We start from the raw sequence: 24396 nt of genomic DNA on the forward strand, positions 1-24396 counted from the left end.
GGTGCCGGACGCCGTGGCCGCCGGTCCTGATGAGGTCGCCTGGCATGGCTGGCTGACCGAGCCGGAGCTGCGGTCGGCCCTGCTGGAGGGGGGGCTTCACCCTCGACAGCCACGAAGCCTTCAGCCGGTATCTCGCGTTCCGGACCGCGCGGTCCTGACCTTGCCCGCTTCTCGGGCTGGGGTGCCTGCTTGCAGCCAAAGCACGGAGCACTTGAACAGCGATGCGGGCTCAGCGCTTCAAGACGCCAGGTCGGGGTGGGAGATTAACGACAACCGTCGTGCTAGATGGCACCCGTTGGACCACACCACCAGGAGGAACCAGTGTCATACCCGCAACCACTCACCCCCGAGGAGAAACTCGCCGACGCGAAGAAGCAGCTGAGCCTCCCGCGTATCGTCGTGATCTGCGGCTCCACCCGTTTCATGACCGAGATGACCGAGGCCGATCTGCGGGAGACCAAAGCCGGAAAGATTGTCGTCAGACCGGGTTGCGACATGAAGTCGCCGCACGAACTTTGGTCCGATCCTGTCGAGGCCGAGGCGCTGAAGGTTTCGACTCGACGATCTGCACCGAGCGAAGATCCGGCTCGCTGATGAGGGGCTCGTTGTGAATGTGCGCCCGAGTTCCCCCGCACGCGGTGCCCGTGGGCACCTCCCCAGTGGCCCTGCGCTGTGCATCGATGGGTCCCTGTCACCTCTACGGGTGAAGAGTGAGGGAACCTCGGAATTTGTGAGCCTTCTTCTAGCAGCCTGAGATTCCTTACGGTTTCGGGAAGTTGAGGGGGCGGGATGTCGCTCGCAGTCGTTGCACCGATCCGATCTCGACCGCTGCTGCAGTCACCGCAGGACGTCGCGGACTTCGAGCAGGACCTGCTGTCGGAGTTCGTGCTCGCACGGGCGGCGGCCGGACTCGCCGACGAGACGATCTCCGGCGACGTGGATGCCCTGATGGAGGTCCGAGGATGGTTCGGCGGCCCGCTTTGGGAGCTGGTTCCCACCGACCTCGACCGGTTCTTCGGCGAGGACCAGCGCCGACTGGCCACGCTGACGAAGGTCCGCAAGGCGCAGGCGCTGGCCACGTACTTCGAGTTCCTGGAGGTGCGGCACCAGGCCGACATTCACGCTGCCACCGGAGTACTGGTGCAGTGCCCGGTGGACGAGATCAACGGTCCCCGTGGCAATACCAACATGCGGGTGCGGATCCCGCCGCCGGCCGCGGACGTCGACCGACTCTTCGCTGGCTGGCGCGACGACCTGCACGCGGCTCGGAAGTACGCGCCGACCGTCCGCAACTACACCGCATGTCGCCTGGCCAGCCTCATCGGCCCGCGGGTCTCGGAACTGTGTCTGCTCGAAGTTCACGACATCCGCTGGGACTTGGGCACATTCGGCAAGGTACTGCTGCGCGGTAAGGGCAGCCGCGGCCAGAAGAAGGAGCGCCTGGTCCCGCTCATCAACGGCTCCCGCGAGCTCCTCGAATGGTGGCTCCAGGGACCGCGGTGGGAGTTCGACGACCAGCTCGATGAGCCAGGCGCACCACTGTTTCCGTCCGAGCGCCGCGACACCGGCGGGCGCTGCAAGCGCGTGAGCACCAGCGCGATCCGGGGCGGCATGGCGGAGGCAGTGCAGCATCACCTCCCCCGCTGGGCCGGCCGTGCCACCCCCACGCGTTGCGGCACTTCGCCGCGTCGGATCTGTACGCACAGGGGATGAACGTCGTCGCCGTCCAGGAGCTGCTCGGCCATCGTTGGATCAACACCACGATGATCTACGTCCACGTCAACAAGACCCACATCGAGGATGCCTGGATTTCCGCCGGACAGCGGGTGGCGTCCCGGTTCACCGGTTAGCCCTGGACAGGAGCCCTTATGAAGTGGAACCTGCGGCTGGCCGCCGCGCAACGCGACATCTGGAAGTCATCGCAGCTGCAGGCGATGCTCGCCGACGCCGGCCTGGTGATCAGCGCCGGGAAGATGTCCAACCTGTGGTCCGGGCAGCCGGTCACGATCCGCCTGGACGACCTCGACATCATCTGCGAGGTCCTTGGCTGCGAACCCAACGACCTCATGGTCCGAGAACCGGAGAAGGCCCGCGCTCAGCGACCTGCGAGCACTCCCGCCCGTGCTGCGGTCGCGGGCGAGCGCCCTAGGCTCGGACGCAGGGTCGGCCGGACGGAACCACCGCTGTGAGCCACCTGCGTCCCCGATCGTGCAAGCAGTGCGGCGAGAAGATCGCGGAGTACGGCCGGGCCCGCTGCTTCAGCTGCCTGCATCCCAGCCTTCCGCCTCCGAACTGCAAGGTCTGCGGCAGCGACGCCCACTACGCCGGCGGCTTCTGCCGCCGATGCCATCCCCGCGTGCCGTATGCGGACAGCTGCAGCGACTGCCTTGCCTGGGGCATCTGGCGCCGCCACGGCCGCTGCGCGGCCTGCACCTCCCTACGCAACCGCGGCCACCAGACCGGCACCTGCGCGACTTGCCGCCGTACCGTGCCGCTCTTCAAACAGGGGGTGTGCCGACTGTGCCGCTGCCAAGCTCTCGCAGTTCCGCGCACATGGCAGCGCCCGGACTGGTCCACCGCGGCCAACGCCGGGCAGCAGCTGTTCCTCGCCGATCTGGTCCGGCGGGTGCACCTTGCCGCCGCCGCTCGACCGCGAGGATACGGAGCCCCCGCGGCGCACCAGCAGCCCGACATCGCCTTCTGGGCGACACCCCGGTGGCGCCAGGAGCCGCTGTTCATCGCAGCTCGGGACATGTCGCGCGTCACCGTGCCCGACGTCACGCCGATCGATTCCGCCTTCACCGCCTACGTCGCCACACAGGCCGATGCCAGCGCCGAGACCCAAGGCTGGTCACCAGCCTTGCGCGAGCGCGTGCAGAACAGCCTGTACCTACTGACCGCCGTCCACGGTCCGCACGAGACAATCAAGGCCAGCACCGTTGCCACGCTACCGCGTCAGCAAAACCGACGTGCCGTCATCCGGGTCACCGAAGTCCTTGCCCACCTCGCTCTCCTCGAAGACGACCGCATCGACCCCCTCGACGCGTGGATCCACCGCCGACTGGCCAGCGTGCACCCGGAGATCCGCGAAGAAGCCCTCGTGTGGATCCGCATCGTCCGTCACGGCGGACCTCGCCGCCGTCCCCGCTCGACTACCACGGTCCGAAACCAGGCCAACTCCGCGATCCCGTTCCTTCTTGCCTGCTCGCAGCGCTACCGCACCCTTCGCCAGGTCAGCCGTGCCGACGTCACCGAGTGGCTCGCCCAATGCGCGGCACCGCGCACCGAAGCCGTCGCGCTGCGCGACATATTCAAGTCCCTCAAGAGCGAACGGCTGTTGTTCGCCAACCCCGCACGAGGCGTGAGCCTGGGATCCCGGCCCAGCTCGGTGCCCATGCCGCTGAGCCCCGAAACGATCCAGCGTCTGACCGCAGCCGCCGAGACCAACCCCGCCCTGAAGCTGCTGATCGCCCTCGTCGGCATCCATGCGCTCTACCCGCACCCGGCCCGAGGCTGCCCCTGACCGCCATCGACTTCACCCGCGGCCGGCTCACGCTCGGCGACATCGATCACCCCCTCGACGCCTTCACTCAGCAGGCCGCCGTCGACTACATCCACCTCCGGCACCAGCGCTGACCACATACCCGCAACCCTCACGTGTTCATCAGCTCGCAGACCGCGCACACCCGGGCCCCGGTCACAACCGGCTGGATGCAGCCTCTGCTGCGCGGCCTCCCGGTCACCGCCCAGCAACTTCGCGAGGACCGAATCCTCGAAGAGGCCGCCGTCACCGGCGCTGACCCGCAGCACCTATGCGCGGTGTTCAACATCACTCCGGAGACCTCCGCTACACCCGCTTCTTCCACCCCGACCCCACGGACAGCGACGACGTATCCGGCTGCAACATGGAGACATCGTGACCGACCACCACGCTCACCTGCTCGCCGCCATCGTCGAGCTCGGCGGTGAGCTGGAGCTCCCAGCTACCCGTAACGGGCGCTTCAGGGGCGCGGTCATCCCAGAAGGCTGCGCGGTCAGCGCCGGCCGCCGCCGATGCGGCGGTCGTCGGCCAGTGCGGTCAGCGGGCCGAACTCGCGGGCAAGCTGGTTCCACGTCAGTACCTCGCCACAGCGGGCCGGGAACTCCTTCGGGTTGAACTCGGGCATGGTCCAGGTGCCAGTGCCCCGGTCCCGCAGCCACAGGTCCCCGTCACCGTCGACCACAGTCGGCGGGACCGGTACGGGCTCGGCCTGATCGGTGGGCTCCCAGGTGACCCGGCCCGGGTGGGAAACGCGGCGCAGCTCGGTGGTGGCCAGCCGCGCGGCCAAGTCACGGGTGGACTCTTCGGCGTCCTTGACCGACTCGAGTCGGTATGCGTCGTCAAGTACGGGCAGGGCTGGATTCTTGCTGCGCTTTGAACTCATACGCTGACTACCTCCGGTGGGGGGCGTCACATCCGTTATGGCACCCCGTAGAGCAACACGGTATCCGAGGCGGGAGCCGGGCCAGGCCTCCTCCGCTGGAACGGTCAGCAAGCCCGCCGACGCCCAGGAAGATGCTCTGCGCCAGGTCAGCGACTTGTTGGGTGAGGCGAGGAAGGCACTCGACACGCTGACGAAGTAGCTGGAAGCAACCGTCCAGCCCACGGTTCAGCCCCCGCTCGGTACAACCCTCTCCGGGGCGAGCGCGGCCTCCAGGCGGTCCAGGCGTTCGTAGAGAGCGCGGACGAGGCGGGCGCGGCTCTGGACGCAGCACACGGTGCCCTCCAGCGTCGCGGACAGCCGGCCTTCCGCCTCGCGCAGGACGACGTCGGCGAGCGCTTTGGGGCCGCTGCTCTTCGGCAGCTGGTCGGCGCGGCGCCGTACGTCGGAGGCGACCGCGCGGGCGTGGCCGGTCAGCTGGAGGGCGAGGATGGCTTGGACGAGGCTGGTGATTCGGGTCGTCGAGCAGCGGAGCCTGCGGAGGAGTATCCGCCAGGACTTGAGGGTGGCGATGGCCTGTTCGACAAGAGCCCGGACGTTTGCTAAGCCCGTTCGTCGTCCGGCACACCTCGCGCCTGCCTCTCCCTCCCATGAAATGCCGTCCGACATGGGCGGCGGCGGTCAGCCATGGCTGCGATCAGTTGAGCAGGAAGGTTGCAGACCGGCTCTCGACGGCACCCGGATTAGCCGGGCGGACGGACCTGCCGTTGCCCCGCGAGCAGGGCGCCGTAGGAGAAGCTGTGTGCCCTGCGAGGCGCCAGGCCAGTCACCTGCCTTTTTTGTTGAACCATCCGAGCGACTGGAGGACGGACGCGCCGATAACGAGGATGCCGAGAGGAACGACCGTGAACCAGGTGGCATCGGCTTTCATGGCCGCGAGCAGGGCGATGGCGCCGAGGGCCAGCGCCAGGAGCACGAGCATGCCCAGAAGGACTCGAATCTTGGAAACCAACGGAGGACTCTCCAATGTTCAGGCGGGCTCTATTGACCAGACAGCGTTCGCTACCCGTTGGACGGCTGGCGACGGTTGCCCAGTGGGGAGTCAGCAAGCTCCCCGGCGTGACACCACGGCTCCGTCAGGAAGCTCATGGAGTGAGTCTCCCAAGGCTGCCTTCCCGAGGCGTCAGTAGAAATACGTAATCGAAGACGTAGGTCACCGGTCGGCCCGGGGCGGGGCAGCGGCCAGCCGTACAGTGAGCCATTGCCAATCTCACCTGTCGGATGGCCAGTTGGCCTGACGGACGGATGAAGCCCCTGTAGACGGGTTTTCGACCAGAGAACCGTCTCCACCAGAGGCTTCGTATGCTTGTCTACCCGTCCGGCGTCGACGTTTCCAGCTCTGCCCTGCGCTTCCTCACTGCCCGCCTGAGGGAACACCGTCGTGTTCTCGGCACCCGATGGCGGCGCCTGAGCGCGGGTCGCCAGCCCTGCTTACCCTCGTCTACCTCCGCAACGGCCAGCCGTATGCCCAGCTCGCGGCTGGTTTCGGGATCGGCACCACCACCGTCTACCGCTACGTCACCGAGGCCGTCGGGCTCCTGGCCGTCCTCGCCCCCACGCTCGCCGAAGCCATGCGGGCCGCGTCGATGAAGGCGTATTTGATCCTGGACGGGACGCTTCTGCCGATCGACCGGATCGCCGCCGACCGTCCCTTCTACTCGGGCAAACACAAGAAGCACGGCATGAACGTGCAGGTCATAGCCGACCCAAAGGGGCGTCTGCTGTGGGCTTCACCGGCCCTGGCCGGTGCCGTCCATGACATCCGGGCGGCCCGCGAGCACGGCATCATCGACGCTCTCGCCGAGGCCGGCATCACCTGCTGGGCGGACAAGGGCTACCAAGGCGCAGGCGGCACGGTCCGACTCCCATACCGCGGCCGGTGGGACCGCCTCTCCGTCGGTCAGCAAACCGTCAATCGATCCCACGCAAAGGTCCGGGCCCTGGTCGAACAGGCCATCGCCACCCTCAAGTCCTGGCGGATCCTCCGGAGGCTCCGCTGCTCGACGACCCGAATCACCAGCCTCGTCCAAGCCGTCCTCACCCTCCATCTGGCCAGCTCAAGCTGAGGATGGAAAAGGCTTAGTGACGCGCAACCCGCCGCCAGTGTTATCCGGTCAGGTGCGGCGCACGAAGAGAGCCACCGTCTGCGCGCGCGCCCGTTGGGCCCTGGTAACCCTGCCCGGCCCAGGGCCCCATCTCCCACCACCGCGCCGCACAAGCAGCTGCGGATAGCGGACCGGCAGCCGAGGACACCGCTGCCCACGACAACATTCTCGAGCGGGCCCTCGCACGTGGAACGCCATCCCGCTGACACGACGGTGATACGACGCCTGATCGACGAAGTGGCCGCACCTGACGGCAGGCTGGGTCGCTCTCGAACTCGCCCCGGGACTCCTGTCCGATCAGGAAGCCGACGGCGGGGTCCTGGCCCGGTACGCCGACGACATCGGCATCGGTATCGAGACGGCACGCCCTCACCGGCGACCGCCGCGCCCTGGACGGCACCTGGCTCTAACCAACCGGAGCCGGGGACGGTACGACCGGGCTCACAACCGCTGCGACTTAAGCCGGGAATGCTCCCATCGTCTCCACAGCCGCTGCAAGCAAAGTCAGCCGCAGCAACGGCCGCCGCAATCCAACGTGCCCGACGTCGAACAGGACGACAGGTGCACTGAGCGTTCATGCCTTCACATGAGCCCTGCCACGTGCACGACTTCTCGCGAAGACGGTTCCGCCACGCCATGGCGGACTTCGGGCAGTCGAAGCAGCTGATGGGTGCAGGCGTATGCCACACGACAGGCTCTCGAAGAGCCCCACCCGTGTGCTGCCCGGACGGGGCCGAGCGCGATGCGCTACTGCGCTACGCGGCCGGCTGCCCGAACGCGACGCTGGCCTTCGAGCGGGCGTCTCCGTCGCGCGTGGGTTCAAGATCAAGTTATGATCGACTTCGACATTTGCGAGCCGGTTGATTCCGGCTGTGAGGAGGCCTTTTCGTGAGATTTCGCGTTGCTCGAAATGCTCGTCGGGTTGTTGGGGTAGTTGCGGGGGCTGTGTTCGTTTCGCTACTCCCGGCGTCGTCTGCATCTGCGGCGTACCCGTTCGGGGATTGGGACAGTCTTATTTCCGGGCATACCATAAACAAGTGTCTTGAGGTCGCGGACTGGAGTGAGGGCAATGGTGCTGCGGTCCGGCAGTGGAAGTGCAGTGGCGGGGCGAATCAGAAGTGGCAGGGTCGGGCGGCTCCTGGCGATGACCCGTACACGGCGCCGCTGTACAACCAGAACTCCGGGAAATGTCTTGAGATAGCGGACTGGAGTAGAAGTGACGGTGCTCCGGCCCGGCAATGGGATTGCACTGGCGGAGCTAACCAGAAGTGGGTTTTCACCTTCAGTGGCAGCAAGATGGTCATGAAGAACGTGCACAGCCAAAAGTGTCTTGAGATCGCGGCCTGGAGTGAGGCCGACGGTGCTCCGGCCCGCCAGTGGACGTGCACCGGAGGATTGAACCAGGCCTGGTTCTAAGCGCTGTCCCGTAAATGATCTATGACGTGTTCGGTGACCTGCTTGTTTCTTCGTCATCCGGCGAGGGTGAGGTTGTGCAGGCGGGCGATGCCGAGCATGGCGTGGTGGACGCCGTCGCCTTTGAGGCGGCAGTCGCGGAGGATCTTCCAGGTCTTCATCCGGGCGAAGGTGTGCTCGACGCGGGCGCGGACTGTGCGGTGCGAGGCGTTGTGTTGCTCTTTCCATGCCTCGAGTTCGCTCTGGCCGGGTTCGCGGCGGTGCGGGATGACCAGGCCGGTGCCCCGGTAGCCGCCGTCCGCGATGACCGTGGTCCTGCCGACGGCGGCCTTCGCACCGGACAGCTCCCACGCCTTGCAGTCGTTGCGGTTGCCGGGCAAAGGGCTGCCGACCGCGACGACCAGCCGGGTATCGGCGTCGATGACGACCTGGTGGTTGGTGGAGTACCGGTAGTTCTTCGACTGCTCGGCGACGCTGTGGTCGCGGGTGGGAACCAGGGTGCCGTCCACGATCAGCACGGTGTCCTTGCGGAACCGCCGGCGCTGCTGCAGGGCGAGCGACGGCCCAAGGTGGTCGATGATGCGGTCGGCTGCGGACTTCGACACCCCGAAGAGCGGCGCCAGTTGCCGCAGGGTCAGGTTCGTCCGCCAGTAGGCAGCGACCAGCAGCACGCGGTCCTCCAGCGGCAGACTCCACGGCCGGCCCTTGCGCACCGGATCCGCACCCTCGCGCCGGAGCGCGGTGATCAGCTTGCCGAACTGGCGCGGGCTCAACCCGCTGAACGGGGCTATCCAGGAGGGCTGCGACGCCGTGATCACACCAGGCACGGCAAGATCATCTCACCCCTGACCAGCAGTTACGGGACAGGACTTAGCCTGCGGATTTTTCTGGGTACAGGCTTGGATTGAAGCTGGGGTGGAAGCGAAGCGGGCACCGTAACCAGCTGAAGTCTCTGACCTCTTGAAACGAGGCCAACTCCCATGCGATGGGAGTACCGGGGGCCCGCGAAGTGGGCCCCCGGAGTGGAGCGAAGCGGAACCCCGATCCAATCCGACGTGATGATCTGTGTTTGTTTGGCAGTAGTTGTTCGGCGTTGAAGCGGAGCGGGAAGGACTCGGGGTGGGAGCGGAGCGGACACCCCAGCGCAGAAGCTCGAAGCGCTATCCGCTTTATTAGCGAGGCCTCACTCTGCCGACCCCGTGACCCGAGACTCACCGTCGCAGTTGTGCCGGGCGACGCATGCAACCCAACGGATTGCGCGCTCCGGGGCCCCGATAACCCGCGCCTGGCTCGGGGCCCCACCCCATGCCCCGCCGGCCCCCAGCGGCGGCGGGGGCGGCGTGTACAGACCGGCAGAGCTCCGGTGTCAGCGGCGGAGGAAGCCGAAGATGCCGTTCTCCTTGCGCCACGCCTCCGCTTCCGCCTTCGCCTGAGCCTCTTCAGCCGCCCGTTCCTCGGCCGCCTGGCGCTCCCGCTCCTTGGCGGAGGCGCACACAGTGCAGTCGCTGCCCGCCGGTACGGACTGCCAGCCGTCGTTCGGTAGACGTCACGGCCGCAGGTCGGACACGCCCAAGCGGCGGCCTTCTGCCGCCGCTTGGTCTCCTCCCGCTCGCGCTGCTCGCGCTCCTCCTGGGCGCGCCGCTCGAGGCGGCGTTCCTCATCGCGGACGTAGAACGCCCGGTAGTCGTCCGGGTTGTCCAGAGCCGCTTCGAGGGTCTCCCACGAGGAATGCCCGTAGCGCCACCAGATGGGCCCGTGGGGTCCGTGCTCCTGTAGGCGGGGGGAGGGTGGTGACGGGGACGGTGTCGTCGTAGCGGCGGAAGCCGTCCTTCACACCGGACCCGTAGAGGGTGCCGTCCTGCCAGTGGCCCCTCCAGCACTCCGTGGAGAGGTCGCGGATGGCCGTCATACGGTTCATCATCGCCTCGGGCCCCACCTGCTTGGTGAACACGATCGCCACAGGCGGGTGACCCTGGCGGCCGTGGTCGCCGTAGAGCGTCTGCCACATCGAAATCTCCCGGGCGCCTGTGTCTTTGACCGTGCGGCGGAAGAATCGGCGATACTTGAAAAATCTTGGCCACGATCTGCCGGTCTTCGGTGCCGTTGTCGACCTCCACGAACAGCACCGGCAACCCGGCCCCAGGTGCGGTCAGGACGGCGTCCGCGCGAGGGCTGCCCTTGACCGGGGTAGTGAACGTACCCGCCACCGGCAACACGACCTCGGTCTCCCACGAGGCCAGCGTGCCGACCCCCGCGGGCCGGGACGGGCCAGCCGTTGTCTGGGGCGGGACCGTCGGCGTCGGCGGCGGCTGGTTCTTGCGGACGACCGGCCGGGTCGGCTCCGGGACCGGCTGAAGGAACGCGGTGATCGTGTCCGTGACCTTCCGCGCGTGCGGAGCACCCGAGGGCACCGACGCCTTCGCCGTGCCGCCCATCTCCTTCACCTCACGGTCCAGGACCACACTCGGCGCCTGAAGGCCGGCCGGAGTCAGGTTCCACAGCTTCTCCGACACCCGATTGCCCTTGTCGTTGATCCGGGTCGCGGACCCGAGCGAGACGACCAGGCCCTCCACCCCGAGATCCTTCGCGGCGTTACGGACCGTCTGCGCGTCAGCGGTGCCCGGACACGTCAACTGCCGGATCTGCCGTGCCGGCCGCGGGCGCTTCGTGGTCGACCCGTACGGTCGCGCCTTCGTCCCACCCACCAGCACCCCACGCCTCCCCCACGTCCGGCCGACCGCCCAGCGCCGGTCGGCGGCGGGCTCCCGCCCTGGCGCCCCGGAACCCGATACTCACCTCTCCTACCACTCTCGTCTGACGTAGAAAGGTGAAAAGAGGGTTGTCGAAGTGCCGGGAACCGGGCTGGTCCAGGGGGCCTGAGCTGCACAAACGTGCCGGCAAACGTAGGGGAGAACGTAGGGGAAAGCGTAGAGACCGCCGCAGGGCCGACCGCACCCGCTTCAACGTCTGTGACGCCAGCCGGCGGTTAGCCAAGGAGCCCGGGTACCCACACGACGCGCCTTCTGCAGCCCGAGACTCTCGACGCATACTGCGGCCGGTCAAGCACTGGCCACCACGACCCGAAACTCCAGCGGAGAGTTCTCGGCGGTGCAACGCCGGGGCAGGCGAAAACCCCCGGGCGGAGTGTGACGGCCACGCCGGGGGCCCCATTCGCGTATCTGCCGATCCAGACTCTGCCATGGTCCTGCGAGCCTGCGAGGCCGCCACGCACAGGCTCACCCAAACGGCACCCCGCCAGCCGCCGCCGAGCCTCGCATCCATGTCCGTACTAGGGGTTCTCCCACGTGCGGGAGGCCGTCATGCCACGCCCCGTTTGGAGCGGCGCCATCTCACTTGGGCTGGTCACCACCCCTATCCGGCTCCCTGAGCGCGACCGAGAATCACTCCATTGCCTTCCGTCAATTCCATGAGGCCGCCAGCAGCCGGATCCGGTACCAGAAGATGCGCGAACTGGACGGGCAAGTCGTGCACCAGGGCGAGATCGGGCGCGTCTACGAGATCTCCCGCGACACGATCATCGAGGTCACGGACGCCGAGCGGGATATGAGCGGGTCGTGTCCACGTCACGGACTTCAGTTCCGTGCCCCGGCCTGCATGGATGGTGAAAGCCATGCCCGAGGAGATCGACAACGTCGGAAACGTCAGCCAGTCCCGCTACGAGCAGATCGTGGCCGAGCTGCGGCAGGTCGTCGAACAGCAGACCCAGGGCCAGTTCACGATCGGTGATCGCGCTCTGGAGATCGAGCCGGTCAGGCCCCGCGGCGGCATCGCGGACGCGGAGTGGACGGTGAGGGAGTCCCTGATCCGTCTGGCCGAGGACATCGGCTTGACGTTCAGCACGGTGAAGAACGCCAGGTGAACCGCGTCGCGTTGGCCGAAGGAGCGTCGCCAGGCGGGTGTCTCGTTCACGGTTCACCGCATTCTGGGGCAGATCGAGGAGGAGGAAGAGCGGTTCACCGCGATCAAAATCCCGCCGGAAGGCAAGACGCGGTGGTCGCCGGACGAGGCCAAGCGGCGGGTGGGGTGGACGGTCGACAACCCGGAGACCCCGCAGGAGAAGATCACCGCGATCCACCATCTGGCCCGGGACGAGGAGGTCGCCGCGTCGGTGACCACCGAATTCCTCAAGCGTCCGCAGGTTGCGGCCAAAGTCTCCCCGGAGAACAAGGTCCGGGTGGTTGAGGAGTTCACCCGCGACGAGACGGTCGCGGCGAGTGCGGCGACCAGTCTGCTGCGGCGGCCGGACGTCGCGTTCAAGGCGATGAGTGACGACACCGCCCGACTCCAGGGTCAACCATGCCCAGGTCGAGCGGAGTCGACAAGCCCGCGAACACTTCGAGGACACCAGTCCGGTTGCCCCGGCGGTCCGTCACATCGACCGGACGGTGGAGTTCCTGGACCTGGTCACCGCCTGCCACTCGTTCGTCGCTGCGGCCGGCCGCACCGTCCCCGGCCTGCGGGACCGGACCCTGGGCGACGACGAGCGCACGATCGTGCAGCAGAACATCGCGAAGGTGAGGGCGACGCTCGACTGGATCGAAACAGCAGTCGAGACCGGCAAGGTCGACATGGACGACGAGCTGGCCCGCATGCTGAAGGGCGAATAGCGGTGCCCCGCGCCTCACGGCGACGGGGAGACGCCGCCCGGCGGCACGCGGACACCATCCGGTTCGTGTTGTTCGAGGCCAGGCCCGCCGGCCTGTTGATGCACCAGTTAGTACGCGCCAGCGGACTGTCGGTCAGTCAGGTGCGGTCGGGGCTGGCGGCCCTGCGGGATGAGGCCGCTTCCAAGGGCTCGCCGCCGCTGATCTGGACCAGGCAGGACGGCTATCATCTTGGCGCCGAACGGGCCGCGCTGGAGGCATACGAACGGGCGGTGGTCAGAGAGAAGCTGACCGTGTTCCGCCGGTTCATCACCGGCACCGTCGCCCCGCATGCCGCCGCCCACCCGAACGACAAGTGGGTACGCCACATCGTCGCCCAGCTCAACTCCATCGAATCCACCCTCGACCTCATCGCCAGTGCCTGACCGTCTCCTTGGCGGGTGCCGACCGGCTTCGCCGGTCGGCACCCGCCGCAGGTCAGTTGCGGAGGAGAAGATGCGTCGCCCCCGCTATCCCTCGGACACCTCCGACGCCGAGTGGGCCCTGATCGAGCCGCTGCTGCCACTGCCGGCCTGCGACACACCTGCTGGGGGGCGGCCGGAGAAGCATCCCCGCCGCGAGATCGTCGACGCGATCCGATATGTCGTGGACACTGGCTGCAAATGGCGGGCCTTACCTGCGGATTTCCCTCCTTGGAGGACGGTTTAGGGGTTCATGGCCCGCTGGGCCGCCTGCGGTGTCGTCGGCCAGATCCGCGACGTCCTTGCCGGGCGGATCCGCCAGGAGATGGGCAAAGGACCGAGGGCCGTGGCCACGATCATCGACTCGCAGTCCGTGAAGGCGGCCTCGACCGTCGGCAAGGACAGCCGTGGTTACGATCCAGGCAAAAAGATCAATGGCCGCAAACGACATCTCGTGGTCGACACCCGCGGCCTGCCGCTGATGGTGATGGTCACCTCGGCCGACCTGCACGACTCCGCTGCGGCAAAGGAAGTCCTCTTCCGCCTCCGCCTGACGCGCCCCGAGATCACCATCCTCTGGGCCGACCGCGCATACGCCGGCAAGCTCGTGACCTGGGCGAAGAAGCATCTGAACCTCACGATCAAGACCGTTGCCCGACCGAAGGACTCCTCCGGGTTCGTGCTGCTGCCCCGCCGCTGGGTCGTCGAACGCTCGTTGGCCTGGATGATGAACGCCCGCCGGCATGCGCGGGACTACGAACGGCTCGTCCAGCACTCCGAAACCCTGATCACGTGGGCCGCGATCACACTGATGACCCGCCGCATCACCCGCGGCAGCAAGAGGCTGAACCTCCTGCCCGTCACCCCGCCGCCCCGGTCGGCGCAAGCCGCCTGACTACTGGTCGGTCTGCGGGCCCTCCTTGCCGGATTGCTCGTGCCAGCGGGTGAACTCACGGTTTGCTTGATCGATCTCAAGTTTGGTCGCGACCAACTTGGCCTACCGCCCGCCTGTTCACGTCAGGTCAGACGGAACCGTCCCCTCCCCGAGGAAGAGCACTTCGACGCGCTCCTGGCCGTCGCGCTCCTTGTCGTCGACGCTCGGCACCGCGGCATGAATCCGCCGCTCTTCCCCACCAGGAAGAAGCAGGAAGAAGGCGGATCCGTACGTCATCGCCGTGATGCACGACAGCAGCCAGTCGTGCCGGCACGTCTCGCAGGATGCCACCCCATTGCGGCCATCCACCCTCGGCGAACACTCCGAGCCAAGCCTCGACCTCAGCTTCCTTCTCCCGAACTCGGAGCAGCAGACGGGACATACCGTCAGCCTGCCCTGTCTCATCCCCCTCGGTGATGCCGAACCGCCCGGCAGCGCTGCCGTCACCCTGATGGACCACTGGCGGGTTCCAGGCTGGGGATCAGAAGCAGCCACTGACGCATCCCCGCAGGTCATCCCTGCTGCCACCACTGGGCAAACCGCCGGTTCTGCCACTGAAGTGCCCGCCCGGGAGCCTCAACAACAAGGCTCTGCCCGGCAGACGTTTGCCGCCCAGACTCCCTGAGAGTCCTTGATCACGTCGAGGATGACAGCCTCGGCCGCCACCAGAGCACGTGCACGACAACAGAGCTGGATGGCTGAGGAGTACACAACAGCGTCCGGTTCGCCGTCGCCCCACGTGATGACGCCAACTCCCGTTTTCGGATCGAACCACTTCACAGTCCCCCTTGGCACAACGCTCACCTCTCTCAAGAGCAGGATGTGAGCCAGGACTACTGGCCAGAGCCTTGCGGTTCGCGCAAGCGACACCGCCCCTCATTCGAGCGAACCTCGCGCCGACCGGGAACTACAAGGTCAATGCGCCTCCGACGCCGGTAGTGGCCCCGCCTCCGGCGGGACCACTACCGCACCCCCCTGCCCGCTGGGCCAGATCGTTCTCCCGCGCGACCTCGCTGATGCCCGGCGATTGAGCGTGTGCACGGCCCGTTCGTCGGCAGAGTTGTCGAGGAGCCGTCACCCCGCTGGCGACGCTGCCGGTCCCGGCCGCATTCCTCCCCGGCGCACGAGTGGGTGCGCCCCCGAAGGGAGCGCACACCTCACCCACTGCCCGCGGTCAGTGCCCGTGCGCGGCCGGCGTGGGCTCCATTTCCGGGGTGGTGTCGTGCTCCGTGGTGGCCGTGTCGGCGGTGTCGCTCTGACTGCCGCGGCCGATGTGGTTGAAGGCGAGGTTGAGCAGTACCGCGACGACGCAGCCGGTGCTGATTCCGGAGTCGAGGATGATGCGCATGCTCTCGGGGAACGCGTGGTAGAAGTTCGGCGCGGCCATGGGGATCAGGCCGATGCCGAGGCTGATGGCGACGATGAGGACGTTGTCACCGCGTTGGAGGCCGGCCTGGGCGAGGGTCTGGATTCCGCTGGCGGCCACGGTGCCGAACAGGGCGAGACCGACGCCGCCGAGGACGGGCTGCGGCACCAGGGAGACGACTGAGGCGAGGAACGGGCACAGGCCCAGCAGGATGAGGATGCCGCCGCTCGCGGCCACGACGTACCGGCTGCGGAGCTTGGTGATGGCGACCAGGCCGACGTTCTGCGCGAAGGCGCTGGCGGCGAAGCCGTTGAAGAGCGGGCTCAGCGCGGTGCCCAGGCCGTCTGCGCGCAGCGCGGCGGCGAGGGTCTTCTCGTCCGCGGGCTTGTCGACGATCTGGCCGAGGGCGATCACGTCGGCAGTGCTCTCGGTCATGGAGACGATCATCACGATGATCATGGAGATGATCGCGGCGACGGCGAACTGCGGAGCGCCGAAGTGGAAGGGGGCGGGGAAGCCAATGACGTCGGCATCGGCGACGGCGCTGAAGTCCGCGAGGCCGAGGGGCAGCGCGATCAGGGTGCCGGCGACGAGTCCGAGCAGGATGGAGATCTGCTTGAGGAAGCCGCGCAGCACTCTGCGGAGCACGACGGTGATCAGGAGTGTCACGGCGGCGAGGCCGATGTACTTGATGTCGCCGTAGTCCGCGGCCTGCGGGTTGCCTCCCTGGGACCAGTTGAAGGCGACGGGCAGCAGGGACAGGCCGATGAGTGTGATGACGGTGCCCGTGACGACGGGCGGGAAGAACCGGATGAGCTTGCAGAACCAGGGGGCGAGCAGGAAGCCGAACACCCCGGCCACGATCACGGCGCCGTAGATCACGGGCAGCGCGTCATCGGGGCCCTCGGCCTTGGCGATGGCCAGCATCGGGGCCACGCCGGCGAAGGAGACGCCGTTGACGAAGGGGAGACGCGCGCCGACCTTCCAGAAGCCGATGGTCTGCAGCAGGGTGGCGATACCGGCGGTGAAGAGGCTGGCGCTCATCAGGAACGCGATCTCTGCCGTGCTCAGTCCCACGCCGATGCCGACGACCAGAGGTGGGGCGACGACACCGGCGTACATGGCCGCCACGTGCTGGAGACCGGCGCCGAGGAGCTTTCCGAACGGCAGGGTCTGGTCGACGGGATGCTTCGCGGCAGGGGCCGGTCTGGGGGTGGCGGTGGGCGACACGGAGGTACCTCCTGGGCTGCGTGGGACGGCGGTCGCCGAGGAGCAGGGCGCTGGGAAGCGGCCGATGTCTCGGAGGGCCGTGTGGACTGGTTCGATGACGCAGTCGAGCGGGCGGCAGGAGGGCCCGAGGGCACAGGGGTGCCCTGAGGAACGGGAACGTGGGAGTTGCCCGAGCCGGGGTGTCGCGGGGTGAGCGAGCCCCGACAGGCCCTGCCGAAGACTGCATGAACGGATCGTCCACGATGCGGAAAGCAGCTTCCGTATGGCTGGGTGGCTCTAGTGCCTCATGTGGCGGCGAGTGTGTCAAGACCTCCTGGCTCGGAGGCGGGTGGGGTCAGGTCCCCTGGGTGCGCAGCCGCCGCCACAGCTGTTCGTCGACCCGGTCGAGGAAGGCCAATGCCTCGCGCTCGACCGCCTCCGCAGCAGCCCCGGTCCGGCCGTGGTTGTCGATCCGCTGGTACGCCAGGTGCAGCTGTTCCAAGGCACGGCGGATCTCCGCCGGCGCCACGGGGACGATCTTTTCGACGGGCCGTACGTAGTTCGGCCACCACCCGGTGACCGCCTCCCGCAGCAGCACGCGCAACTGCCCCGTCCTGCCGCACGCGCCGACGAAGCAGGCGGGCGGCGGGCGAAGTACCTCGAGCAGAGCCTGGGTCTGCCGCCCTGACCCCCGCCAGCGGTTGCGCCGCTCCGCCTCGGCGTACCGGTCGCGGGTCATGCCGACCTCCAGGGCCACCTGCTCCACCGTCAGCCCGAGGAGCGTCCGGCACTGCAAAAGCGTGGCCGGTTCGCCGAGCAGATCACCCAGTGAACACCACAACGCGGCGACCAGCCCCCTGATTTGACGGGCCGTCGGCATCTCGGCGCCCTGCTCCCACGCCCGGAGCGTGTCAGGGTGGAGGGGGTGCCCTTGAAAGGCCGAGACGGCCCAGGCGACCTGGCCGTGCGTGAGTCCGAGCTCCTCCCGCACCCGGGTGGCCCGGCGGGGATCGAGCGGTGGATAGGCGGAAATCTCACCCTCGGGCGGACTGTGGAGATCGTCTTGGGATGGCATAGCCGGACACCGTAGGGCCGGGGTGCCGCTGCGGCCAAGACCTGCGGAATCCGCAGGCGCTCAGGACGCCGATGAACGCGCGTTGACACCCTGGGCGACAGTGATTGTGCATACCTCCAAGCAATCACAGGAACCAATTGGTCTGTTTGGAGGAGTTGACGGCCAGGGGGCCTGTTCGTAGGGTCGCTGGTGTCCACAGTGGAAAGTGAATTCCGCAATAAGGAATGACGTCGTACTCCGTACCCCGGAACCCGGCACGATTTCCGTATCCCTCCGGGCAGGCCCGTCCACCTGTCCGGCTCGTCCGGCCATGCTTCGCTCCGACCGTCCCAGCCGTGCGCCGGCCGGCCGGTCTCTCGGAGGGATTGTCCCCATGCGTTCCCCTGCGCTCTTCACGCACGACCGCACCGCCCCGTCCCTCCCCGCCCATCCCGCGGACGAAGTGCTGCCCATGCGGCGGATGATCCCCGCCGCCCTGCAGCACGTGGCCAGCATGTACGCGGGCATCGCGGCGCCTCCGCTGATCATCGGCGGCGCGATCGGCCTGACAGCAGCACAGCTCACCGTTCTGCTGGCCGCGAGCCTGCTCGTCGCGGGCCTGGCCACCGTCGCCCAGACGCTGCGCTTGTGGGGTGTCGGCGCCGGGCTGCCCGTCACCAACGGCGTCTCGTTCGCTGTGGTTTCCCCGGTCCTGGCCGCCTCCGTGTCACAGGGGAAGGCCACCCTACCCCTGGTGTTCGGCGCCACTCTCGTCGCCGGGGCCGTCTGCTTCCTCCTGGCCCCAGCCTTCTGCCGCCTCGTCCGCTTCTTCCCGCCCGTCGTCAGCGGTTCCGTCATCACGCTGGTCGGCCTCTCGCTGCTGCCGGTGGCCGGGGACTGGGCGCGCGGCGGCGACCCGCAGTCCTCCGGCTACGGCTCACCGTCCAACCTCGCGCTCGCCGCCGGAACCCTCGCCTTCATCCTCCTCCTCCACCGACTCCTCAGCGGACGATTCCTGCAACGGGTCGCGATCCTGCTCGGACTGATCGCCGGCACGGCCGCCGCGGTACCGATGGACAAGGTCGACTTTCACCACCTCTCCCAGGCACCGCTGTTCGCACTCCCGGACCCGTTCGCCTTCGGCGCCCCGCAGTTCGAGGCGCCGGTCATCGCCACCATGCTCGTCGTCATGCTCGTCTCCATGACGGAGTCCACCGCGTCCCTGATCGCGGTGGGATCGGTCGTCGACAGGCCGGTCGACGACCGCGTCATCGCGGGCAGCCTGCGCGCCCAGGGACTGGGCACCGCACTCGGCGGCGCACTGGGAGCGTTCGTGAGCTGCGCCTACGCGCAGAACGTCGGCCTGGTCGCGATCAGCCGCATCCGCAGCCGGTACGCGGTCACCCTGTGCGGAGCGATCCTGGTTCTCATGGGCCTGGTGCCGGTCCTGGGCTCGCTGGTCGCGCTCGTGCCGCTGCCCGTACTCGGCGGGGCGGGAGTCGTCTTCTTCGGCTCGATCACCGTCGCCGGAATCCGGACCCTGGCCAAGGCGTCCCTGGCCACCGGGCACAACGGCATCATCGTGTCCGTCGCCCTCGCCTTCGGTCTCTTCCCCGTCGCATCGGCTGACTTCTACGACCGGCTCCCCGCGCCCATCACCATGGTGCTGGGATCGGGCATCACGGCGGGATGCCTCGTCGCCGTCCTCCTCAACCTGCTCCTGAACCACTTCGGACGAGGCAGCGAGGCCAACGAGAGCCACATCCCCACCGCACAGGTCAACGCGTTCGACGGTATCGACAGCCAGACACACCTCCCCCCAGGTTCAGCCCGACAACCCCGATGAATCAGGGGCGCCGTGTGACTCGTCACGCAGTGGGCCGCCCGAGGCGAGGTTCAGAAACAGGTACTAAGCTTGGCGTTTATCCTCGCTCGTCACCCGACCTGCTGATCTGCGGTGTTTCCGGGGACGGCGGAGGCGGCCGTTCTCCACGCTTCGAGATGTCGAGTCATGAAGCACCAGAGAACGGCCGCTGTGTATGAGTCTGTCTGCCGAGGTGTCCGGACGCGAGGCGTTGGATGTGTTGTCCCGCTTTCGTGTCGAGTTCTACGACTGCCTGTATGCCCGGGCTGACGCGCTCTTCGAGCTGACCGACGCGGTGCTGTGCGCGGAAGGGCCGGTGAACACCCTGGTCGAGCTGTCGCTGACGGCCGAGCACCGGCGTGGACACGGCGCCTTGTATTCGGGGCTGGACCGCGGCCGGATTGAACCGACGCGTCTGCGACGCACTCTGGCCGGCCTACCGCTGCCGAAGACGACCGACGGGCGGATCGTACTGGCCGTGGACGTGAGCAACTGGCTCCGCCCCGACGCTCCCACCAGCGACGGCCGGCTGTTCTGCCACGTCTACGCACGCGGCGACCGCGGCAAGGACCAGTTCGTCCCAGGCTGGCCGTACTCCTTCGTCGCCGCTCTGGAAACAGGCCGCACCTCCTGGTGCCGGCTCCTGGACGCCCTGCGGCTCGGACCCACGGACGATGCGACACTCGTCACCGCCGCCCAGCTCCGCGAGGTCGTGGAACGCCTGGCCCACGCGGGACACTGGAAGCCGGGCGACCCCGAGATCCTGATCGTGATGGACGCCGGCTACGACGTCACCTACCTCTCCCACTCCCTGCGGGACTTGCCGGTCGTGCTGCTCGGACGACTGCGCTCGGACCGCGTCATGCTCCGCGACCCGGGCCCCGCCCGCTCCGGACCGAAGGGCGGCCGGCCCCGCCGACACGGCGGCATCCTCACCTTCGCCAAGCCCGACACCTGGCACCAGCCCGACGTCACCACCGCCACGGACACCACCCGCTACGGCAAGGCAGAGACGACGGCCTGGAACCGTATGCATCCCCGACTCACCCACCGCGGCCCCTGGCTGGAGCACGCGGACGACGAACTACCCGTCCTGCACGGCACATTGATGCGCCTGACGGTCGAGCGCCTGCCGGGCGACCGCGAACCGAAACCGGTCTGGCTGTGGTGCTCCGCAACCTCGGCCACGTCGGCGGACGTGGACCGGTGGTGGCAGGCCTTCCTCCGCCGCTTCGACCTGGAACACACCTTCCGACTGATGAAACAGACCCTCGGATGGACCGCACCGAAGATCCGCCGCGCCGACACCGCCGATCTGTGGACCTGGCTGATCATCGCCGCACATACCCAGCTTTGTCTCGCCCGGCCCCTCACCGAAAACCTCCGACGGCCCTGGGAACGACGAACCGAACCCCGTCGCCTCACCCCCGCCCGGGTCAGGCGGCGGTTTCGCAACGTCCGCGCGACCGCGGCGAGGCTGTCGCACGACTCCTGCCCGGTGAAGGTCAAGAGCGATTCGTTGTTCGGTTCCAGGGATCAGGGAGGCGCCGGACTCTTGGCTGGTGGGGCGGAACTTCTTGTCGTGTGACCGTGAACGTGATCTTGAGATGCCGCGGGATGTGCGGGAGTGGCTGCCGCCCGAGCACCTGTGCTGGAAGGTGCTCGACGTTGTCGAGTTGCTTGACCTGTCGGCGTTCGAGAACAGCTACCGTGACGACGGGCAGGGTGGGACGGCGTACGCTCCCGCAAGTCTGATCGCGTTGCTCCTGTACTGCTACAGCAAGGGAGTGCGTTCCTCCCGTCGCATCGAGCAGGCTTGCTGGGACGACGTGGGCTGCCGAATCATCACCGCGAACCGGCGAGTGGACCACTCCACCGTCGCGCAGTTCGTACGACGTCACCGTGCCGCCTTGCGCTGTTCGTGCAGGTGTTGTCGCTGTGCGGACGACGTGGCCTGGTCGATCTTTCGGCGGTGGCCGTGGACGGCTCACCGATGGAGGCGAACGCCTCACGCGACGCCAACCAGCGGCTCCAGCGCCTGGAGGAGACCATCTCCCAGTGCGAGAAAAAGATCCACGCGCTGATGGAGGATGCAGTAGACCGCGCGCTGAGCGTCGAGGCCGATGGCTCGGCAGCACAGGGCAATGGCGATGACGCGTGCGACAACTGGCCTCGCCTGTCCCGGCTGTGCGACCGGCTCACGCGGGCCTACCTGGCCAGGGACAGACTGCATGAACGGGCCAAGCCTTCGCCCACCGAGATCCGGATCAAAGTCGAAGCCGCCGAGCGGATGGTGGCTCGCGCGGAGAAGCGCCTGGCCGCCGAGACCGAGGCTCACCAGGAGAAGCTGAAGAAGTACGAGCTCCGAGTCCGAGAGGACCGGGCGGCAGGACGTCGTGGAGCGAACGGACGGCCGCCGGTCCCGATGGAGCACAAGACCGTCCTCGTTCGCCAGCGAACGCGACTGGTGAAGATGCGTGCCTGGCTGGAGCGGGCCCGCACACCCCGACCGGCCCCCTCCCCGGAGTCCCGTGCCTGAAACGGTGTAGGAGTGGAGCCGGTCGATTTCAGCGAACCCGGCGCTCTCATAGAGGCGGTTAGCGGCGGTACGGTCCCGCTCGTGGCCGGGGGGCGCGTCGTCATCGACGTAAAGGATCGCTTCCTTGGCGCCGAGGCCGGTCAGCGCGTCGAGTACGGAGCCCAGCATCGCCCGGCCCAGACCCCGTTTCCGCGTGTCGGCGGCCACCTCGATCCACCACAGCACACCGACCCCCTGAACGGGCGACCCGATCACCGCCTCGGCGACGGTGCTGCCGTCCTGGCGGACTTCCAGTCGCCGCCTGCTGCTGTCGCTGGGGTCGGGGCCGATGTGAACGTGTGGCAGGCGCGGCAGTGTGGGGGCGGGCAGATCAGCGCGCATGTACCGCCAGAGTCGCTTACCGGTGAACCCGGCTTGTTCCAGCGCTCGGACCGTGGCGGGGCGGTGGCCGACCGGCAGAGCCTCCAGGCCGAGTGACAGGGCCGAAGCGAACTGGAACGCCTCGACCCGCCGGGCAGGAAGCGCGGTGAGGGCGTGGTGGAGCAACGCGTCGGCGGTCGTCTCGTCCTCGCGGCAGTGGAGGCACAGGAGCTGTCCCGTGTAGTCCCTTGCGCGGGGCGCGTACGAGACGACGCCCACGACAGCCCCGGCCCTGTTGACGGCCACCTGGGTCACCGGCTTGTTCAGCTCGGCCCACCAACCGGCATCCACAAGCGAGCGTCCCTCCAGTGCTTCGCTCAGCATGGCGGGGGTGGTGCGGGGCTGGCCGGGGATCCGGTCCGCTTCGACCAGGACCAGGACGGCCGGCGCGTCGGCCGGGCTGTACGGGCGCAGGTTCATGCCGCGTGCGGGGCTCACGGTTTCGACCATGGCCGCGCGTGCCCCTTTCTGTCCAGCAGCTCAGCGGGGACGGCGGCGTGAGGCCGATCTACTGGGCTGGCGGCAGCTGACCGGTCCGCGCCGCAGTGTTGGGTCAGCCGGGCGGTCGGGGCGCCGTTCAGTCGCTCAGGCGCTGTGTGGCGCGGTAGATGCGCAGTTTGCGGCGTGTGGTCAGGGGTGGGAGGCCGGCCAGGATGAGGCGTCGGGCGCGGTGGCCGGGGCCCACGGCGTGTATGTCGGCGATCGGCCTGCCGATGTGGTCGTCGAAGGGAACGACGTCACCCACACGCAGTTCCCACGGCAGGAGGTCTATCGCCACCGTCCCCAACGGCTGCCGCGGCAAGGCAGGCGCGATGCCCGGTGAGGTGGTGCGGGTATCTGCAGGCTCCGGTGCAATGATCCATTGGCGACTCACGCCGACAGCACTACCCCTCACTGCAGCGGACCATGCGACGCTCCGCAGAGCGGTGCGGGCCTCGGGCATGGGGGCACCTTCGAAGCCGGGCTGTGCGGCGCGCGACTGTGCGCGGTACCTGTGAGCGGTCGGTGGGGAGGCATGAGCGCATGTGGACGTTGCCGGACCCCATGCTCGCCGCCCCTGTGTCCGACCCGGGGCTGCCCCCTGGGTGGGCTGCGGAGCTCAAGTGGGACGGATGGCGGGCGATGCTGTCCGTGGACGCCGGACGTGTGGTGCTGCGCTCGCGCAACGGAGCGGACCTCGCCCCTTCCTTCCCCGAGGTCTGCGCCGCCACGCTGCAGCTGCCGGATGCGACGGCGCTGGACGGGGAGCTGGTGGCGTGGGAGTCCGGAAGGACCGCATTCGAGCGGCTGCAAGGGCGGTTGCAGCGGCGCGGCGCCGGTGCGGGGCGGCTTGCCGAGCAGTGGCCCGCGCACTTGCGACCGTCGCGGGCCTAGGTGGCGGGGGCCGTCGTACGGCCGCGCACGTCCTGCCACCAACCGGCGTCCACTGGTGAGCGGCCTTCCAGCGCCTCGCTCAGCATGGCGGGGTGATGTGGGGCTTGGGGCTGGCCGGCGGGGCCGGTCGGCTTGGATCGGACGCCGCACACCGGTCTGATCAGCCTGGGTGTACGGAGGCAGCATCACCCCCATGGGGGAGATCTCGGTTACGACCATGGGCAGGTATCTCCCTTCTGTCCCTGCAACGCCCGTAGGGACGGCTGCCGGGCCGTTGCCGGGCCACGTCCCTTCGTCTGACGTCACCGCCGCAATGACGCGGCACGGGCACTGCGGCCCCCACCGTCCTCAGACAGCGTCGTTGAACCCCGCCAGATCCGTCCCCGCACAGCTGGCATTCTCATCCCCGTCCAGCTCTGGCCGCAGGGCGAGCATGTCGAGAAGCAGTGCGAGGTCGGATGCGTCTTTTGCCCGGCCTGCCAGGGCAAGGCGCGCCCGTCGGCGCTGCGCCCGCCGCCCCACTCCCCCGCTGCGATCGTGCTCTGCCCTGT

Annotated in this window: 21 protein-coding genes and 8 pseudogenes; 15 read left to right on the top strand and 14 right to left on the bottom strand. The window is 68.2% G+C overall.

Annotation, left to right across the window (positions count from 1 at the left end; all coding sequences use genetic code 11):
* Window positions 1-285: 285 nt before the first annotated feature.
* The 5 genes and pseudogenes from AS594_RS36805 to AS594_RS44140 all read left to right on the top strand — a co-directional run.
* Window positions 286-610, top strand: a pseudogene (locus tag AS594_RS36805) (hypothetical protein); the annotation flags it as partial.
* 179 nt (window positions 611-789) lie between these two features.
* On the top strand, window positions 790-1713 hold the full coding sequence (locus tag AS594_RS36810) for a site-specific integrase (RefSeq protein ID WP_240509335.1): 924 nt from the start codon (window positions 790-792) through the stop codon (window positions 1711-1713).
* Entirely contained in the window at window positions 1710-1850 is a 141-nt protein-coding gene (locus AS594_RS46850) for a hypothetical protein (RefSeq protein WP_338120227.1), read from the top strand. The genes AS594_RS36810 and AS594_RS46850 overlap by 4 nt, the downstream gene beginning before the upstream one ends.
* An 18-nt stretch (window positions 1851-1868) precedes the next feature.
* The gene (locus AS594_RS36815; protein ID WP_069931723.1) at window positions 1869-2189 is read left to right on the top strand and encodes a helix-turn-helix domain-containing protein; all 321 of its coding nucleotides are present in this window, start codon (window positions 1869-1871) and stop codon (window positions 2187-2189) included.
* A 563-nt stretch (window positions 2190-2752) separates the two neighbouring features.
* On the top strand, window positions 2753-3523 hold the full coding sequence (locus AS594_RS44140; protein WP_141747236.1) for a site-specific integrase: 771 nt from the start codon (window positions 2753-2755) through the stop codon (window positions 3521-3523).
* 511 nt (window positions 3524-4034) lie between these two features.
* On the opposite strand, the gene AS594_RS36830 is transcribed toward AS594_RS44140, so the two are convergent.
* The 4 genes and pseudogenes from AS594_RS36830 to AS594_RS36840 all read right to left on the bottom strand — a co-directional run bounded on the left by AS594_RS36830 (window position 4035) and on the right by AS594_RS36840 (window position 5433).
* Window positions 4035-4424, bottom strand: a complete 390-nt coding sequence (locus AS594_RS36830) for a hypothetical protein (protein WP_069934039.1) — start codon at window positions 4422-4424, stop codon at window positions 4035-4037.
* A gap of 225 nt (window positions 4425-4649) precedes the next feature.
* Window positions 4650-4910, bottom strand: a pseudogene (locus AS594_RS36835) (DUF6415 family natural product biosynthesis protein); the annotation flags it as partial.
* Window positions 4896-5024, bottom strand: a pseudogene (locus AS594_RS45580) (IS5/IS1182 family transposase); the annotation flags it as partial. The pseudogenes AS594_RS36835 and AS594_RS45580, both read right to left, overlap by 15 nt.
* 223 nt (window positions 5025-5247) lie before the next feature.
* Window positions 5248-5433, bottom strand: coding sequence for a hypothetical protein (locus AS594_RS36840; protein ID WP_069925254.1), 186 nt, complete (start codon window positions 5431-5433; stop codon window positions 5248-5250).
* A gap of 350 nt (window positions 5434-5783) precedes the next feature.
* Here AS594_RS36840 and AS594_RS36845 point away from each other — a divergent pair.
* A pseudogene (locus AS594_RS36845) lies at window positions 5784-6547 on the top strand (IS5 family transposase).
* Window positions 6548-7531: 984 nt separating this feature from the next.
* On the top strand, window positions 7532-8002 hold the full coding sequence (locus AS594_RS48165; RefSeq protein WP_369522878.1) for an RICIN domain-containing protein: 471 nt from the start codon (window positions 7532-7534) through the stop codon (window positions 8000-8002).
* 53 nt (window positions 8003-8055) lie between these two features.
* On the opposite strand, the gene AS594_RS36850 is transcribed toward AS594_RS48165, so the two are convergent.
* The 4 genes and pseudogenes from AS594_RS36850 to AS594_RS48170 all read right to left on the bottom strand — a co-directional run.
* On the bottom strand, window positions 8056-8826 hold the full coding sequence (locus AS594_RS36850) for an IS5/IS1182 family transposase (protein WP_069931727.1): 771 nt from the start codon (window positions 8824-8826) through the stop codon (window positions 8056-8058).
* Window positions 8827-9365: 539 nt separating this feature from the next.
* Window positions 9366-9494 carry a hypothetical protein gene (locus tag AS594_RS47380; RefSeq protein ID WP_256097114.1) on the bottom strand — a complete coding sequence of 43 codons (129 nt, stop codon included), beginning with the start codon at window positions 9492-9494 and terminating at the stop codon, window positions 9366-9368.
* 162 nt (window positions 9495-9656) lie between these two features.
* Window positions 9657-10007 (bottom strand): hypothetical protein, encoded by a 351-nt coding sequence (locus AS594_RS46855; protein ID WP_240509337.1) that lies wholly within the window; start codon window positions 10005-10007, stop codon window positions 9657-9659.
* A gap of 124 nt (window positions 10008-10131) precedes the next feature.
* Window positions 10132-10710 (bottom strand): annotated as a pseudogene (locus AS594_RS48170) (hypothetical protein); the annotation flags it as partial.
* 643 nt (window positions 10711-11353) lie between these two features.
* Here AS594_RS48170 and AS594_RS48175 point away from each other — a divergent pair.
* The 4 genes and pseudogenes from AS594_RS48175 (at window position 11354) to AS594_RS43470 (ending at window position 13980) form a co-directional block, all read left to right on the top strand.
* Window positions 11354-11746, top strand: a complete 393-nt coding sequence (locus tag AS594_RS48175; RefSeq protein ID WP_369522875.1) for a Ku protein — start codon at window positions 11354-11356, stop codon at window positions 11744-11746.
* Window positions 11631-12627 (top strand): annotated as a pseudogene (locus tag AS594_RS36855) (DUF6192 family protein). Before AS594_RS48175 ends, AS594_RS36855 begins: the two are co-directional and overlap by 116 nt.
* Before the next feature lie 2 nt (window positions 12628-12629).
* A complete protein-coding gene (locus tag AS594_RS36860; protein WP_069931728.1) occupies window positions 12630-13049 on the top strand; it encodes a RacP protein in 420 nt (139 codons plus the stop codon).
* 70 nt (window positions 13050-13119) lie between these two features.
* Window positions 13120-13980 (top strand): annotated as a pseudogene (locus AS594_RS43470) (IS5 family transposase).
* A 117-nt stretch (window positions 13981-14097) separates the two neighbouring features.
* Here AS594_RS43470 and AS594_RS36870 read toward each other — a convergent pair.
* From AS594_RS36870 to AS594_RS36880, 4 genes are all read right to left on the bottom strand, one after another.
* Window positions 14098-14256, bottom strand: coding sequence for a hypothetical protein (locus AS594_RS36870; protein ID WP_176741126.1), 159 nt, complete (start codon window positions 14254-14256; stop codon window positions 14098-14100).
* A gap of 339 nt (window positions 14257-14595) precedes the next feature.
* Complete coding sequence (locus AS594_RS41960) at window positions 14596-14889, bottom strand: cold shock domain-containing protein (RefSeq protein ID WP_079148509.1); 294 nt, start codon at window positions 14887-14889, stop codon at window positions 14596-14598.
* Window positions 14890-15193: 304 nt separating this feature from the next.
* The gene (locus AS594_RS36875) at window positions 15194-16615 is read right to left on the bottom strand and encodes a nucleobase:cation symporter-2 family protein (protein ID WP_069931730.1); all 1422 of its coding nucleotides are present in this window, start codon (window positions 16613-16615) and stop codon (window positions 15194-15196) included.
* 334 nt (window positions 16616-16949) lie between these two features.
* A complete protein-coding gene (locus AS594_RS36880; RefSeq protein WP_069931731.1) occupies window positions 16950-17669 on the bottom strand; it encodes a helix-turn-helix domain-containing protein in 720 nt (239 codons plus the stop codon).
* Between the two features lie 373 nt (window positions 17670-18042).
* Between AS594_RS36880 and AS594_RS36885 the strand changes: the two genes are divergently transcribed.
* The 3 genes and pseudogenes from AS594_RS36885 to AS594_RS48180 all read left to right on the top strand — a co-directional run bounded on the left by AS594_RS36885 (window position 18043) and on the right by AS594_RS48180 (window position 21596).
* On the top strand, window positions 18043-19494 hold the full coding sequence (locus AS594_RS36885; RefSeq protein ID WP_069931732.1) for a nucleobase:cation symporter-2 family protein: 1452 nt from the start codon (window positions 18043-18045) through the stop codon (window positions 19492-19494).
* Window positions 19495-19687: 193 nt separating this feature from the next.
* Window positions 19688-21031, top strand: a pseudogene (locus AS594_RS36890) (NF041680 family putative transposase); the annotation flags it as partial.
* Between the two features lie 88 nt (window positions 21032-21119).
* Complete coding sequence (locus AS594_RS48180) at window positions 21120-21596, top strand: transposase (protein WP_079148510.1); 477 nt, start codon at window positions 21120-21122, stop codon at window positions 21594-21596.
* Here AS594_RS48180 and AS594_RS43475 read toward each other — a convergent pair.
* Both AS594_RS43475 and AS594_RS36900 read right to left on the bottom strand, forming a co-directional pair.
* Complete coding sequence (locus AS594_RS43475) at window positions 21521-22909, bottom strand: GNAT family N-acetyltransferase (protein WP_240509339.1); 1389 nt, start codon at window positions 22907-22909, stop codon at window positions 21521-21523. The two genes, AS594_RS48180 and AS594_RS43475, sit on opposite strands and share 76 nt — an antisense overlap.
* A gap of 139 nt (window positions 22910-23048) precedes the next feature.
* The gene (locus tag AS594_RS36900; RefSeq protein WP_069774455.1) at window positions 23049-23249 is read right to left on the bottom strand and encodes a hypothetical protein; all 201 of its coding nucleotides are present in this window, start codon (window positions 23247-23249) and stop codon (window positions 23049-23051) included.
* A 245-nt stretch (window positions 23250-23494) separates the two neighbouring features.
* Between AS594_RS36900 and AS594_RS36905 the strand changes: the two genes are divergently transcribed.
* The gene (locus tag AS594_RS36905) at window positions 23495-23845 is read left to right on the top strand and encodes an ATP-dependent DNA ligase (RefSeq protein WP_069931735.1); all 351 of its coding nucleotides are present in this window, start codon (window positions 23495-23497) and stop codon (window positions 23843-23845) included.
* The last annotated feature ends 551 nt before the right edge of the window (window positions 23846-24396 follow it).

This window comes from Streptomyces agglomeratus, from assembly GCF_001746415.1.
GTDB lineage: Bacteria > Actinomycetota > Actinomycetes > Streptomycetales > Streptomycetaceae > Streptomyces > Streptomyces agglomeratus.

What these genes read in the sequence shown, in the direction of transcription:
- AS594_RS46855 (WP_240509337.1), bottom strand. Translation starts at nt 10,007, where the DNA reads ATGTGGCAGACGCTCTACGGCGACCACGGCCGCCAGGGTCACCCGCCT.
- AS594_RS36810 (WP_240509335.1), top strand. Translation starts at nt 790, where the DNA reads ATGTCGCTCGCAGTCGTTGCACCGATCCGATCTCGACCGCTGCTGCAG.
- AS594_RS46850 (WP_338120227.1), top strand. Translation starts at nt 1,710, where the DNA reads ATGAACGTCGTCGCCGTCCAGGAGCTGCTCGGCCATCGTTGGATCAAC.
- AS594_RS36830 (WP_069934039.1), bottom strand. Translation starts at nt 4,424, where the DNA reads ATGAGTTCAAAGCGCAGCAAGAATCCAGCCCTGCCCGTACTTGACGAC.
- AS594_RS36880 (WP_069931731.1), bottom strand. Translation starts at nt 17,669, where the DNA reads ATGCCATCCCAAGACGATCTCCACAGTCCGCCCGAGGGTGAGATTTCC.
- AS594_RS36905 (WP_069931735.1), top strand. Translation starts at nt 23,495, where the DNA reads ATGTGGACGTTGCCGGACCCCATGCTCGCCGCCCCTGTGTCCGACCCG.
- AS594_RS48180 (WP_079148510.1), top strand. Translation starts at nt 21,120, where the DNA reads ATGCCGCGGGATGTGCGGGAGTGGCTGCCGCCCGAGCACCTGTGCTGG.
- AS594_RS36815 (WP_069931723.1), top strand. Translation starts at nt 1,869, where the DNA reads ATGAAGTGGAACCTGCGGCTGGCCGCCGCGCAACGCGACATCTGGAAG.
- AS594_RS36870 (WP_176741126.1), bottom strand. Translation starts at nt 14,256, where the DNA reads ATGACGTACGGATCCGCCTTCTTCCTGCTTCTTCCTGGTGGGGAAGAG.
- AS594_RS44140 (WP_141747236.1), top strand. Translation starts at nt 2,753, where the DNA reads ATGTCGCGCGTCACCGTGCCCGACGTCACGCCGATCGATTCCGCCTTC.
- AS594_RS36885 (WP_069931732.1), top strand. Translation starts at nt 18,043, where the DNA reads ATGCGTTCCCCTGCGCTCTTCACGCACGACCGCACCGCCCCGTCCCTC.